The sequence below is a fragment of the Actinomadura decatromicini genome, assembly GCF_008121305.1.
Classification (GTDB): domain Bacteria; phylum Actinomycetota; class Actinomycetes; order Streptosporangiales; family Streptosporangiaceae; genus Spirillospora; species Spirillospora syzygii.
Genome location: NZ_VSRQ01000001.1, coordinates 875335 through 889097, shown reverse-complemented (window position 1 = coordinate 889097; position 13763 = coordinate 875335). Strand labels below are relative to the sequence as shown.

Below are 13763 nucleotides of genomic sequence, written 5' to 3'. Positions count from 1 at the left end.
GTTGGTATGGATCTGCGTGAGACGGCGGCGCACCGGGAACTGCGCGCGGAGCTGAGGGCCTATTTCGCGAACCTGCTGCCCGCTGACGTGCGCCGCCGCGCCGGGGAGCAGGGCGTCGGCGGCGACCGGTTCCGCGAGATCGTCAAGATGCTCGGCAACGACGGCTGGCTCGGTTACGGCTGGCCGGAGGAGTACGGCGGGCAGGGGAAGTCGATCTCCGAGCAGTTCGTGTTCTTCGACGAGGTGCAGCGGGCCGGGCTGCCGTTCCCGTTCGTCACCGTGAACACGGTCGGTCCGACGCTGATGCGCTACGGAACGGACGAACAGAAGCGCGCATATCTGCCCGGCATTCTCTCCGGCGACATCGTCTTCGCCATCGGCTACACCGAGCCCGACGCGGGCACCGATCTCGCGTCCCTACGCACGAAGGCCGTCCTCGACGGCGACCATTTCGTCATCGACGGCAGCAAGGTGTTCACCAGCGGCGCGAACACCGCCGACCACATTTGGCTCGCCGCCCGGACCAACCCGGACGCCCCCAAACACAAGGGTATTTCCATCCTGATCGTGCCGACCGACGCGGACGGCTTCTCGTGGAGCCCGATCCAGACCGTCGGCGGAATGGTCGTCACGGCCACCTACTACAACGGCGTCGAAGTGCCCGCGTCGGCCATGGTCGGCGACGTCGACGGCGGCTGGACGTTGATCACCACCCAGCTCAACCACGAGCGCATCGGCCTCGCCGCGCTCGGCGGCCGGATGGTGCGGCTGTGGGAGGACGTCCGCGACTGGGCGCGCGAGAACGGCGTCCTCGACCTGCCCTGGGTGCGCGCCGACCTGGCCCGCACGCACGCCCGGCTGGAGGCGATGCGGCTCATGAACTGGAAGATGACCATGGCCGTGGAGGCGGGCACGCTGACCGGCGCGCAGGCCGGAGCCGCCAAGGCGTACGGGACGGAGACGCACATCGACGTCCAGCGCACGCTGACCGGCATCCTCGGCGCGGCCGGACGCATCCGCCCCGAGTCGCCCGGCGCCGTCCTGCACGGGCAGATCGAGCAACTCTCCAGACAGGGAATCGTGAACACGTTCGGCGGCGGCGTCAACGAGGTGCTGCGCGACATGGTCGCCGTCCAAGGGCTGGGCCTGCCGAGGTCGAGGCGCTCATGACCGACTACGAGGCCCGCCTCCAAGCGTGGACGGGACGCGAGCTGATGGCGCCCCGCTTCGGCCAGGACGCGGTGAACGTCCCGATGATCCGCCATTGGGTCGAGGCAATGGAGGACGACAATCCCGTCTACTTGGACGAGGAAGCCGCAGAGGCGACGGGCCGCGATGGGATCGTGGCGCCCGCGTCGATGATGCAGGCGTGGACGATGCGCGGCTACGCCGCGTCCGTCCGGCCGTCCTCCGACCGCTCGCCCGCCGATGAATTGACCGAACTGCTCGCCGAAGGCGGATACACGTCCGTCGTCGCGACCGATTCGGAGTTCGAGTTCCACCGCGAACTGGTGCCGGGCGACCGCGTCAGCGTGGAGGAGACCGTCGAGTCGATCTCGCCGGAGAAGAAGACCGCACTCGGCCCCGGGCGCTTCATCAGCACCCGGAAGACCTACCGGGACGCGAACGGCGAGGTCGTCGCGACTCAACTGTGGCGGATACTCCGCTTCCGTCCCGCCGAAAAGCCGCCGAAGAAGCCCCTGCGCCCACGACCGGCGATCAACCATGACAACGAATTCTGGTTCGACGCGGCCCGCGAGCACCGCCTCGTCATCCAGCGGTGCGTCGAATGCAAATCGCTGCGGCATCCGCCCGGCCCATGCTGCCCGCAATGCGGCTCCTTCGACTGGGACACGGTCGAGTCGACCGGCGAAGGACACGTCTACACCTACGTCGTCAACCACCACCCGCGCCACCCGGCATTCGACTACCCGCTGGTCGTCGCGGTGATCGAGCTGGCGGAAGGGACGCGACTGATCGCCAACCTCACGGGCGTCGAACCCGCCGACGTCGAAATCGGAATGCCGGTCGTCCTCGACTGGATCGACCCGGACCCCGACCTTTCCCTGCCCGCGTTCCGTCCCGCCGAGAAGAAGGGCAGCTAAATGGACTTCACCCTTGGCGAGGAATTGGAGGCCGTCCGGGACCTCGCCCGGCGGATATTCACCGACCACGCCACGCAGGAACGGATCAGGGCCGCGGAACGATCGGACACCGGATTCGACGAGACGCTCTGGGCCGCGCTCGCCGACGCGGGCCTGCTCGGCGTCGCCCTCCCCGAAAACGCGGGCGGTGCGGGGCTCGGCGTCGGCGGGCTCGCCGTCCTGCTGGAGGAGCAGGGCCGCGCGGTCGCGCCCGTCCCGGTGTGGCCGGCCGTCGTCGCCGCGCTCACCGTCGCCGGGCACGGCACGCCTCAGCAGCGCGAACTCCTGCCCGCGTTCGCGGACGGCTCGCACCGCGCGACCCTCGCGCTCGAAGAGTTCACCCCGGGCGAGCCGCGCTGCATCGCCGCACCAGGTGGCGACGGCTGGGCTCTGACCGGCACGAAGGCGGTCGTCCCGACGCCGTACGGTGCGAGCCACGTGCTGGTCTCGGCCCGCTCCCAGGACGGCCCCGGCCTCTACCTCCTCGACGCGACCGCGCCCGGCACGTCCTGGGAGCGCGCCGAGACCACCACCCACGACAGCGCCGGTCACCTCACCCTGAGCGCAGCCCCCGCCCAACCCCTCGGCCCCGATGCGCTCGGCACCGCGCTAAGGCTGGCGCGCGTCGCGGTCGCCGCCGCCCAGGTCGGCGTCGCCGAGGGCGCGCTGAGCCTGGCCGCCGCCCACCTCGCCGGGCGGGAGCAGTTCGGACGCCCGCTCGCCGCGTTCCAGGCCGTCCAGCACCAGTTGGCCGACTGCTACATCGAGATCGACGCGCTCCGCGTCTGCCTGTGGCACGCCGTCTCGCTGATCGCCGCCGGGGAGGACGCCGAGACGGCCGTGCTCGTCGCCAAGTGGTGGTCGGACGAGGGCGGGCTGAACGTCGTCCACCGCGTCCAGCACCTGCACGGCGGCATCGGCGTGGACGTCGACTACCCCGTGCACCGGCACTTCCTGTGGGGCAAGCAGCTCTCCGGGACGCTCGGCGGCGCGTCCGCCGACCTGGCCCTGCTCGGGGCGGCCCTGTGAGCCGCCGCTTCGAGGACATCGCCGTGGGCGACGAGCTGCCCCCGCTGAACATCCCGCTGACCCGGACGCTGATCGTCGCGACCGCCATCGCGAGCCGCGACTACCAGGACGTCCACCACGACCCGTCGCTCGCCGTCGAGCGCGGCTCCAAGGACGTCTTCATGAACATCCTGACCACGAACGGGCTGGTCGACCGGTATGTGACCGGCTGGGCGGGGCCCGCCGCCGTCGTCACGGCGATCAGGATCAGGCTCGGCGCGCCGAACTATCCCGGCGACACGATGGTCCTGACCGGATCGGTCTCGGCCAAGCACGCCGAGGACCGCCGCGTCGAGATCGCCGTGCGCGGCGTCAACGCGATCGGCCCGCACGTCACCGGCACGGTCGTCGTCCGACTGGTAGGAGAGGACGGGGCATGAGCGTGCTGCCGGGCGCCGCCGCGATCGCGGGCATCGGCGCGACCGAGTTCTCCAAGGACTCCGGACGCAGCGAACTGCGGCTGGCCTGCGAGGCGGTGCTCGCCGCCGTCACCGACGCGGGGCTCCAGCCGTCCGACGTGGACGGCATGGTCACCTTCACCGCCGACACCAGCTCGGAGATCCACATCGCCCGCAACCTGGGCATCGGCGAGGTGAAGTTCTTCTCCCGGATCGGGCACGGCGGGGGAGCGGCGTGCGCGACCGTCCAGCAGGCGGCGATGGCCGTCGCGACGGGCGTCGCGGACGTGGTCGTCTGCTACCGCGCGTTCAACGAGCGGTCCGGCGAACGGTACGGGCTGGGGCAGGCGGACCGTCCGCTGGGCGCCGGGGCGGACCGCGCCGCCTACTCGTGGATGACGCCGTTCGGTCTCGCGACGCCCGCGCAGTGGGTCGCCATGTTCGCCCGCCGCTACATGCACGAGTACGGCGCGACCAGCGAGGACTTCGGCCGCGTCGCCGTCGTCGACCGCCGCCACGCCGCCGCCAACCCGGCCGCCTGGTTCCACGGGCGCCCGATCACGCTTGAGGACCACCAGGCGTCCCGCTGGATCGCCGAGCCGCTCCGCCTCCTCGACTGCTGCCAGGAGAGCGACGGCGGGCAGGCCGTCGTCGTCGTGTCCGCCGAGCGGGCCCGCGACCTCCCGCACCGTCCCGCGCTGGTCTGGGGGGCGGCGCAGGGGTCCGGCAACGACCAGCACATGATGACGAGCTACTACCGCTCCGAGATCACCGGCATCCCCGAGATGGGCCTCGTCGGACGGCAGCTCTACGCGCAGTCGCGGCTCACCCCGGCCGACGTCCAGGCCGCGATCCTGTACGACCACTTCACGCCGCTCGTCCTGCCGCAGCTCGAAGAGCTGGGCTTCTGCGCCAAGGGCGAGGCCAAGGACTTCATCGCGGACGGCAACCTCGAAATCGGCGGACGGCTCCCGTTCAACACCCACGGCGGGCAGCTCGGCGAGGCGTACATCCACGGGATGAACGGGATCGCGGAGGGCGTCCGGCTCGTCCGCGGCACGTCGCCGAACCAGCCGGGCGACGTGCACAACGTCCTGGTCACCGCCGGGACGGGCGTCCCGACGAGCGGCCTCATCCTCGGCGCCGACGCCTAGCGAGCCGACGCGGAAAGGGCGCGTTAGCCAGGTTTTCACCGCCGCGACGGTCCCGCGTACCGCCTCCCGGCACCCCTTCTGGCAGCCGTCGTCGCAGGTCAGCCACCCGGCCGCGAGGAGCCAAGGGCAGCTTCCGCCCAACCCGCCCCGCGCCTTGGGCAAAGCGTGACATTTAAGACACTTACCGTAAATGTCACGGTCCTAGTGCCGCCGTTCCCGCCCCCCTCAGGAGCCTCCGGCCCTGGCCGGGAACGGCCGCAGGAGGGCACCCCATGCGACGAATGGTCCTGTTCCCGCTGCTCGCCGTCCTCGGCGCGGTGCTGCTCGGCGTCCTCGGGACACCGGCGTCCGCGACCCCGCCGAACATCCCGTCCGCCGCCACGGCCGCGTCCCGGCTGGCCGAGCTGACCGTCGCCGCCGAGTCCCACGGCGACACCTACGACCGCAGCCTCTTCCCCCACTGGATCACCATCTCCGGCACGTGCAACACCCGCGAGACGGTCCTCAAGCGGGACGGGACGAACGTCGTCACCGACTCCTCGTGCGCCGCGACGTCCGGCTCCTGGTACTCGCCCTACGACGGCGCCACCTGGACGCAGGCGTCCGACCTCGACATCGACCACATGGTCCCGCTCTCGGAGGCGTGGGCGTCCGGCGCCTGGTCCTGGACGACGGCCCGCCGCCAGTCCTACGCCAACGACCTCGGCGGCCCGGAGCTGTGGGCCGTGACCGACAACGTCAACCAGGCCAAGGGCGACAAGGACCCGGCCGAGTGGCAGCCGTCGCGCACCGCCTTCCGCTGCACGTACGCCCGCGCCTGGATCCAGGTCAAGTGGTACTACGGCCTCACCGTCGACAGCGCCGAGAAGAACTCCCTGACCACGATGCTCGGCACCTGCTGACGACCGCGCCGCGGGCGGCGTCCGGCCGCCCGCGGCCCGGGGTATCGGTGAGCGGGACTGCGCGATGCTCGCGGGCCGGGGTGGTGGTCATCATGGAAAGTTATGGACGAGCTGACGATTCCGGGTGTGCTGGCGCGGGCGGCCGAGGCGTTCCCGGACGTGGAGGCCGTCGTGGACGGGGACGTCCGCGTCACCTACGCCGAGCTTCGGGAGCGGGTGCGGGAGGCGGCGGGCGCGTTCGCCGCCGCCGGGATCCGGTCGGGCGACCGCATCGCCATCTGGGCGCCGAACAGCCTGCGCTGGATCGTCGCCGTGCTCGGCGCGCTGCACGCGGGCGCGACGCTCGTCCCGCTGAACACGCGCTTCAAGGGGGACGAGGCCCGCTGGCCGCTCACCAAGGCCGAGGTGCGGATCCTCTTCGTCGAGGACGGGTTCCTCGGCATCGACTATCCGGGCATGCTCGGGCTCGACGCCTCCGGCGACGTCCCCGGACTGCCCGCGCTGCGAACGATCGTCACCTTCAACGGCCCCGCGCGGCCGGGCGTCACCGCCTGGGACGACTTCATCGCCAAGGCCGCGCCGCCCGGCGAGGCGGCGGTCGAGCCCGATGACATCGCCGACATCCTGTTCACGTCCGGGACGACGGGACGTCCCAAGGGCGTGATGTGCACGCACGAGCAGAACGTCCGCACGTTCCTGGCGTGGTCGGGACGGACGGGCGTCCGGCCGGGCGACCGGTACCTCATCGTCAATCCGCTGTTCCACTCGTTCGGCTACAAGGCGGGCGTGCTGGCGTGCCTGCTGATGGGCGCGACGATGGTGCTCCAGCGGACGTTCGACGTCCCCGAGACGCTGGAGCTGATCGAGCGGGAGCGGATCACCGTCCTGCCGGGGCCGCCGACGATCTACACGTCGCTGATCGACGCGCCCGGCCGGGACGGCCGCGACCTGTCCTCGCTGCGGCTCGCCGTGACGGGCGCCGCCGACGTGCCGGTCGCGCTCGTCCGGCGGCTGAGGGCCGAGCTGTTCCCGCTGGTCGTGACCGCGTACGGGCTGACCGAGGCGACCGGGACGGTGTCCGCCTGCTCGGTGGACGACGACGCCGAGACCATCGCCACCACCTGCGGCAGGCCCATCGCCGACGTGGAGGTCGCGATCGTCGACGAGGCGGGCGGGCGGCTCCCGGCGGGGACGGACGGACGGGTCCTCGTCCGCGGCTACAACGTGATGAAGGGCTACCTGGGCGACCCGGACGCGACGGCCGCCGCGATCCAGGACGGCTGGCTCGACACCGGCGACCGGGGCCGCCTGGACGAGCGCGGCAACCTCGCCATCACCGGACGGACGAAGGAGATGTTCGTCGTCGGCGGGTTCAACGTGTACCCGGCGGAGGTCGAGGACGTCCTCGCCCGGCACGACGCCGTCGCCGAGTCGGGCGTTGTCGGCGTCCCGGACGCCCGGCTCGGCGAGGTGGGGCGCGCCTACGTGCGGCTCCGCCCCGGCCGCGCCGCCACGGCGGACGACCTCGTCGCCCACTGCCGGGAGCGGCTCGCGAACTTCAAGGTCCCCCGGGAGGTCGTCTTCGTGGACGACCTCCCGAAGACCGCGTCCGGCAAGATCCGCCGCGTCGAGCTGAAGGACCTCGTCACAAGGCGGCCATGACGCGCGCCCGGTGCTCGGACACCGAGCCCCACGCCGCGTACAGGGCGCGCGCCTTCCGGATCCACAGCGACGGGTCGTACTCGTCGGTGTAGCCGATCGCGCCGTGCACCTGGAGGGCGGTCTTGGCCGTCCCGTAGGACGCCTCCGACGCGGCGACCTTGGCGGCGGAGACGTCGCGCGCGAAGTCCGGCGTCCCGTACGACAGCGCCGCCCCGTAGACCAGCGGGCGGGCGAACTCCAGCTCGACCAGCGCGCTCGCCAAATGGTGCTTGACCGCCTGGTACTCGCCGATCTGACGCCCGAACTGCCGCCGCGTCTTCGCGTACTCGACGGACACGTCCAGCAGCGCGCGGCCGAGCCCGATCTGCTGCGCCGCGCACAGCAGGGCCCCGAAATCGGTGAACCCGCCGCCCTCGGGGACGCGGAACAGCCGCCGCGCCGGGTCCAGCGACGCGGCCCGCTCCCCGGCCGCGCGCTCGACGCCGTCGAGGGTGAGGACGAGGTCGGCGGCGTCGGCGTCCAGCGCGTGCGGGACGGCGAGCGACACGACCGCCGCGCCCTCCGCGATCCGCCGCAGCCACGGCGACTCGCCCAGCAGCTCCGCCGCCGCGAGCGTCTCCACGTACGGGCCGGGCGCGGCGGCCCGCCCCAGCTCCTCCATCGCGACGACCAGCTCGACCGGCAGCGGCCCGGCCCCGCCGAACTCCTCCGGGACGGCCAGCGCGAACACCCCGGCCTCCGCGACCGCCGACCACAGGGCGCGGCCTGGGGCCGCGTCCCCGGCCGCCCACGCGCGGATCGCCTTCGGCGTCCCCGCCTCCGCGAGCAGCTTCCGCAGCGTCGCGCCGAACATGGCCTGCTCATCCGACAGAACGAACTTCATCGTGAACCCCTCGGAAGGCTGAGCAGGCGTTCGGCGATCACGTTGCGCTGGATCTCGTTGGTGCCCGCGTAGATCGGTCCGGCGAGGGAGAAGACGTAGTTCTCCAGCCAGTCCGACTCCAGCTCGCCGTCCGGGCCGAGGAGGTCGAGGGCCGTCTCGTGGAGCGCGACGTCCAGCTCCGACCAGAAGACCTTGTTCAGGCTGGACTCGGAGCCGATGTCGTCGTCCCGGGAGATCGTCTCGAAGCCCTTCAGCCGGTACGCGCGGGACCTGATCCAGGCGTCCGCGACCCGGTCGCGCAGCGCCGTGTCGGACGGGTCGGCCCGCTCCTTCCACAGCGCGACGAGCCGCTCCGCCGCCGCCGTGAAGCGGCCGGGGGAGCGCAGGGTGAGGCCGCGCTCGTTGCCCGCCGTGGCCATCGCGACGCGCCAGCCGTCGCCGGGGTCGCCGATCACGTCCTCGTCCGGGACGAACACCCCGTCGAGGAACAGCTCGGCGAACGCGGGCTTGCCGTCCAGGCGTCCGATGGGGCGGACCGTCACGCCGTCCGCGTCCAGCGGGAACATCAGGTAGGTGAGCCCGCGGTGCCGCTCCGCCTCCGGCTCGGAGCGGAACAGCCCGAACCCGCGGTCGGCGAACGCGGCACGCGAGCTCCACGTCTTCTGCCCGTCGAGGAGCCAGCCGCCGCCCGTCCGGGTGGCGGTGGCGCGCAGCCCGGCCAGGTCGCTGCCCGCGCCGGGCTCCGACCACGCCTGCGCCCAGATCACCTCGCCCGCCGCCATCGGCGGCAGCACCCGCGCGAGCTGGTCGGCCGTGCCGTGCTTGAGCAGCGTCGGCGCCAGCAGGTTGATGCCGTTCGCGCTGACCCGGCCCGGCGCGCCCGCCGCGTAGTACTCCTCCTCGAAGATCAGCCAGCGCAGCGCGGACGCGCCGCGCCCGCCGTACTCCGCCGGCCACGACACGACGCCGAGCCGGGCCGCGCCGAGCGTCCGCTCCCACTCGCGGTGCGCGGCGAAGCCCGCCGCCGTCTCCAGCGACGGCAGCGGCTCGGCCGGGACGTGTCCGCGCAGCCAGGCCCGCACGTCGGCGCGGAACTCCTCGTCCGCCGCTCCGAACTCCAGGTCCATCTCGCCCCCCTTCTTTCTAACAATTGTTTGGTAGAGTAAACGCCCGGCGGCCGGTCGCGCGAGCCCCCCTCCCGACTTCCGGGACGGGCCGCGGCGACGCCGGGCCCGCGCCGTCCGGGGACCGCCCCTTGGGACCGCTTGGCGAGTGGACGCCGCCGCCCGCCGCGCTCCGCCCGACGGAATCTGTCAAACCCGCCGAGAGCGGACTTATCGTCCTGCCGCTGAGTCAACACTTCTCATCCGGCCCGCCTCACCGGGGCAAGGCCCGTCCTCACCCGACCGAGGATGAGAGGTGATCAGCCGACGGGACCGCCGACGCCGAGGTCGGCACGAGGACCGCGCGCATGTCGGACGCCCGTCGAACCGCTCCCGACGGTGAAGGAAACAGGCATGAAGACACCGGGCAAAGCACCGGGCAGAACGCGGAGATGGCTGCTTCCGGCGGTCAGCGCGGCGGTGGTCGCGCTCACTCCCGCGATCCCCGCCGCCATGGCCGACGACGGAGGAGGCGCCGCCAAGATCGCGGCGTGTACGGACGGCACGACCGTCACCACGGACAAGGGCCCCGTCTGCGGCACCATCGCCGACGGCGTCAAGACGTGGCTCGGCGTCCCGTACGCCGCGCCGCCCCTCGCCAACCTCCGCTGGGCCGCGCCGCAGCCGCACGCGGCCTGGACGACCCCGATCCAGGCCACCGAGCAGGGCCAGCCCTGCGCGCAGCCGCAGGGGCTCGGCAACCAGTCGACCAACGAGGACTGCCTGAAGGTCAACATCACGGCGCCGCAGAACGCCACCGGCCCGCTGCCGGTGATGGTCGAGCTGCACGGCGGCGGCTTCAGGTTCGGCGGGCCGTCCGACGGCAAGACCCTGGTCAAGGCCGGGCCGGTCATCCACGTCGGCGTCCGCTACCGGCTCAACGTGATGGGCTTCCTCACGCACAAGGGCTTCGGCGAGCACGCGGGCAACTACGCGTTCCGCGACCAGCAGGCCGCGCTGCGCTGGGTCCAGACCAACATCGCGAAGTTCGGCGGCGACCCGAAGAACGTGACAATCTTCGGTGCGTCCGCGGGCGGGTCGAGCGTGTGCGCCAACGCCGTCTCGCCGGGTTCGAAGGGGCTCTTCCAGAAGGGCATCCCGCAGAGCGGCGAGTACAACTCGCGGCTCGGCAACGACGTCCAGTGGCAGCCGCAGGACTGCGCCGCCAAGCTGCCGACCGAGGCCGAGGCGCAGGCGGCCGGTGACCGCTTCGCCGCCGCCGTGGGCTGCGGGAACGTCGCCGACGCGGCGGCGTGCCTGCGGGCCGTCCCGGTGGAGAAGCTCCTCCAGCAGGCCGGCGGGGGCGTCGGCGCCAACGTCGGCACCCAGGGCCCGGTCGTGGACGGCGAGGTCCTCCCGCAGTCGCCCGGCCAGGCGTTCGCCGACGGCAACATCAACGACATCGTGATGATGCACGGGGTGAACCGCGACGAGACGCAGCTCCCGGCCGCCACCACGCCAGAGCAGTACAAGACGAACGTCCAGCAGCAGTACGGGCCGATCGCGGACCAGGTCATGAAGCTCTACCCGATCGAGCGGTTCCCGGACCCCACCGGGTTCATCGCCTACCGGACGATCGTGGCCGACTCCAACTCCGTCTGCCCCGCGCTGGTCATCGACCAGCGGATGGCCAAGAAGATCAAGGTGTACGCCTGGCAGAACGACAACGCCGACGCGCCGCCGATGTTCTTCCTGGACAAGACGAAGCCGAACGGCGCGTACCACATCAGCGAGAGCGCGTTCCTCAGCCCGCTGCCCAACCAGGCCGCACTGACCCCCAACCAGGCCGCGCTCGCCGCGCAGGTCGTCTCCCAGTGGACGGGCTTCGCCCGCACCGGGACGCCCGAGGTGCCCGGCACGCCCGCCTGGACGCCGTTCACCACGTCCGACAACGCGGTGCTTTCGCTGGTCTCGGCCGGTGACAGCGAGCTGACGCGGGAGATCTCGCAGCAGCACCACTGCGACTTCTGGTCGAAGTACGTCGCGTTCAAGAAGTGAGTTGTTGTGGGATGCCGCAACGTGTGCCGTACGTGCCAGATGTCGCATGCGCCCCTTGATCGTCCTCGGTCGCGCGGATTCCATGAACCCATGGGAGCCACAGTGATCGTGGTCGTCGTGCGGTCCGGGGAAGGCGGGGACCGCAGGGACGACGGCGCCGACGAGCTGATTCCCGTCGGGCTGGGGCGCGCGGTCCGGTTCGTCCGGCGGTCGGACGTCCGGTACGCCGAGGCGCAGGGCGACTACGCGCGCCTGTACACGCAGGCGGGCAGCCACCTCGTCCGGGTCTCCCTCGCGGCCCTTGAGGAGGCATGGGGGGACGCGGGCTTCGTCCGCATCCACCGGTCGCACCTGGTCTCGCTCGCGCACGTCGACGAGATGGTCGTCGAGTCGGGGCGGTGCACGCTCCGGGTCGGCGGCGCGCGGTTGACCGTGAGCCGGCGCAACACGGGCGCGCTCCGGGACCGGCTGGTCCGGGGCGTGCTGCCTGGGGCATCCCGCAACACCCGGGCACCGCGGGGAGCGCGCGATCCCCGCGGCGCCCGGGCCCTGCCCAGCCCCTGAAACCCCGCCAGTAAACCCCTCGCCCCGGGCCGTCGGCCCGTGGGCCGCCAAGCTCCTGGCCCCAGAGGGTCCGGATGATCGGAGGCTCCGGCGCGCCGGAGCCTCGCACCCCCGCCAGCCTCGGGCCCACGATCGCCTCGGGCCCGAGGCGTCCAGCTCCCGAAGGGAAATCGAGACATGCGTCTCACGAGACGTGCGGCGGCGCTGGTCGCCGCCGCGTGCCTGGTCGTGAGCGGAGCCGTCGCCTCCGGGCCGGCCGCGTCCGGGCGCCCGCGCGCCGCGGACTGGCCGTCCTGGCAGAAGGACACCAACGGCACCCGCTACAACCCGGCCGAACGCGCCATCACGCCGGAGAACGTCGGCAACCTGAAGCTCAAGTGGGCCTTCGGCTTCCCGAAGCAGGCCGGCGCCCCGCACAGCCAGCCCGCCGTCGTCGGCGACACGATCTACTTCGGCGGCCCGGACGGGATCTACCGGGCGGCCGACGCCAAGACCGGCAAGGTCAAGTGGCAGTTCAACGTCGGCACCGTCGGCACCGGCCAGGCGCAGGTCCGCGACGGCGCCGCCGTCGCGGGCGGCAAGGTGTTCTTCGGCGACACCCGCGGCTACTTCTTCGCCGTGGACCAGGCGACCGGCAAGCTCGCCTGGTCGCAGCGTGTCGACACCACCGTCAGCGCCAACACGACCAGCTCCCCGATCGTCTACGAGGGCCGGGTCTACGTCGGCGTGTCCAGCGGCGAGAACATCCTCGGCAAGGACCACGCCTGCTGCACGTTCCGCGGCCACCTCGACGCGATGGACGTCAACACCGGCAAGCTCGACTGGCGCTACTACACCGTCCCCGAGCCGAAGCAGAACGGCACCTGGCCGAACGGCCAGCCCCGCTACGAGCCGTCCGGCGCGGGCGTGTGGAGCACCCCGTCGATCGACCCTGAGACCAAGACCATCTACGTCGGCACGGGCCAGAACTACACCGGCAGCGGCGGCCACTTCGACTCCGTCCTCGCGCTCGACACCGCGACGGGCAAGGAGCGCTGGACGCGCAAGATGACCGACGTCGACACCTGGCGCCGGGAGTGCAACAGCCAGAACCCCGAGGACCAGAAGTACTGCCCGAACCTGAAGGACGGCACCGCGCTCGACTTCGACCTCGGCGCGGCCCCGAACGTGTTCACCGCGGGCGGCAAGCGGCTCGTCGGCATCGGCCAGAAGGTCGGCGTCTACCACGTCCTCGACGCCGCCACCGGCGACATCGTGTGGCAGCGCCAGCTCTCCACCCCGCAGCCCGGCGGCGGGCTGAGCGGCATCCAGTGGGGGACGAGCTTCGACGGCCAGCGCCTCTACGTCGCGACCTACATGGGCAACCCCGGCACGCTGTACGCGATCGACCCCGTCAACGGCCACATCATCTGGAGCACGCCGAACCCGTCGGACGGCTGCACCACCGGCGGCGCGGCCCAGTACCCGAACGTGTGCAGGCTCGCCCACCCGCCCGCGGTGTCGAGCACGCCCGGCATCGTCTGGGAGGGCAGCGGGGACGGCAAGTTCCGCGCCTACTCGGCCGAGACCGGCAAGGTGCTGTGGGCGTTCGACACGATCGCGGACTTCCCGACCGTCAACGGCGGCACCGGACGGGGCGGCGCCCTCTCCGGCGGCGGCGGCGCGGTCATCGCCGACGGGATGGTCTACGTCCTGACCGGCGAGATGTTCGTGAACTACCCGAATGACAAGGGCTACGTCCTGCTGGCCTTCGGCCAGTGATCGTGCCCTGAAGAACGCGCGGGCGGCGTCGTGCACGGCGCCGCCCGCGCCTTCGCTTGTGTGCGG

At 72.1% G+C, this 13763-nt stretch carries 12 protein-coding genes; 10 read left to right on the top strand and 2 right to left on the bottom strand.

Annotated features, from left to right (window positions below; all coding sequences use genetic code 11):
* The first annotated feature begins 6 nt into the window (after positions 1 to 6).
* The 7 genes from FXF68_RS03360 (at position 7) to FXF68_RS03330 (ending at position 7328) form a co-directional block, all read left to right on the top strand.
* Positions 7 to 1170 (top strand): acyl-CoA dehydrogenase family protein, encoded by a 1164-nt coding sequence (locus FXF68_RS03360; protein WP_148757402.1) that lies wholly within the window; start codon positions 7 to 9, stop codon positions 1168 to 1170.
* Positions 1167 to 2105 carry a bifunctional MaoC family dehydratase N-terminal/OB-fold nucleic acid binding domain-containing protein gene (locus FXF68_RS03355; RefSeq protein ID WP_148757401.1) on the top strand — a complete coding sequence of 313 codons (939 nt, stop codon included), beginning with the start codon at positions 1167 to 1169 and terminating at the stop codon, positions 2103 to 2105. Before FXF68_RS03360 ends, FXF68_RS03355 begins: the two co-directional genes overlap by 4 nt.
* Complete coding sequence (locus FXF68_RS03350; RefSeq protein WP_148757400.1) at positions 2106 to 3173, top strand: acyl-CoA dehydrogenase family protein; 1068 nt, start codon at positions 2106 to 2108, stop codon at positions 3171 to 3173. It abuts the gene before it with no gap.
* Complete coding sequence (locus tag FXF68_RS03345; protein ID WP_148757399.1) at positions 3170 to 3592, top strand: MaoC family dehydratase; 423 nt, start codon at positions 3170 to 3172, stop codon at positions 3590 to 3592. Before FXF68_RS03350 ends, FXF68_RS03345 begins: the two co-directional genes overlap by 4 nt.
* Positions 3589 to 4764, top strand: a complete 1176-nt coding sequence (locus tag FXF68_RS03340) for a lipid-transfer protein (protein ID WP_148757398.1) — start codon at positions 3589 to 3591, stop codon at positions 4762 to 4764. The genes FXF68_RS03345 and FXF68_RS03340 overlap by 4 nt, the downstream gene beginning before the upstream one ends.
* A gap of 272 nt (positions 4765 to 5036) precedes the next feature.
* On the top strand, positions 5037 to 5666 hold the full coding sequence (locus tag FXF68_RS03335) for an HNH endonuclease family protein (protein WP_148757397.1): 630 nt from the start codon (positions 5037 to 5039) through the stop codon (positions 5664 to 5666).
* A gap of 102 nt (positions 5667 to 5768) precedes the next feature.
* Entirely contained in the window at positions 5769 to 7328 is a 1560-nt protein-coding gene (locus FXF68_RS03330; protein WP_148757396.1) for a FadD3 family acyl-CoA ligase, read from the top strand.
* Here the strand turns inward: FXF68_RS03330 and FXF68_RS03325 are convergent.
* Positions 7312 to 8211 carry an acyl-CoA dehydrogenase family protein gene (locus FXF68_RS03325; protein WP_148757395.1) on the bottom strand — a complete coding sequence of 300 codons (900 nt, stop codon included), beginning with the start codon at positions 8209 to 8211 and terminating at the stop codon, positions 7312 to 7314. The two genes, FXF68_RS03330 and FXF68_RS03325, sit on opposite strands and share 17 nt — an antisense overlap.
* Entirely contained in the window at positions 8208 to 9338 is a 1131-nt protein-coding gene (locus FXF68_RS03320) for an acyl-CoA dehydrogenase family protein (protein ID WP_148757394.1), read from the bottom strand. The genes FXF68_RS03325 and FXF68_RS03320 overlap by 4 nt, the downstream gene beginning before the upstream one ends.
* A 390-nt stretch (positions 9339 to 9728) precedes the next feature.
* Here FXF68_RS03320 and FXF68_RS03315 point away from each other — a divergent pair, with 390 nt between their 5' ends.
* The 3 genes from FXF68_RS03315 to FXF68_RS03305 all read left to right on the top strand — a co-directional run bounded on the left by FXF68_RS03315 (position 9729) and on the right by FXF68_RS03305 (position 13697).
* Positions 9729 to 11372 (top strand): carboxylesterase/lipase family protein, encoded by a 1644-nt coding sequence (locus FXF68_RS03315; RefSeq protein ID WP_148757393.1) that lies wholly within the window; start codon positions 9729 to 9731, stop codon positions 11370 to 11372.
* A 90-nt stretch (positions 11373 to 11462) separates the two neighbouring features.
* Positions 11463 to 11936, top strand: a complete 474-nt coding sequence (locus FXF68_RS03310; RefSeq protein WP_246178224.1) for a LytR/AlgR family response regulator transcription factor — start codon at positions 11463 to 11465, stop codon at positions 11934 to 11936.
* A 177-nt stretch (positions 11937 to 12113) separates the two neighbouring features.
* Complete coding sequence (locus FXF68_RS03305) at positions 12114 to 13697, top strand: outer membrane protein assembly factor BamB family protein (RefSeq protein WP_148757391.1); 1584 nt, start codon at positions 12114 to 12116, stop codon at positions 13695 to 13697.
* Positions 13698 to 13763: the final 66 nt, after the last annotated feature.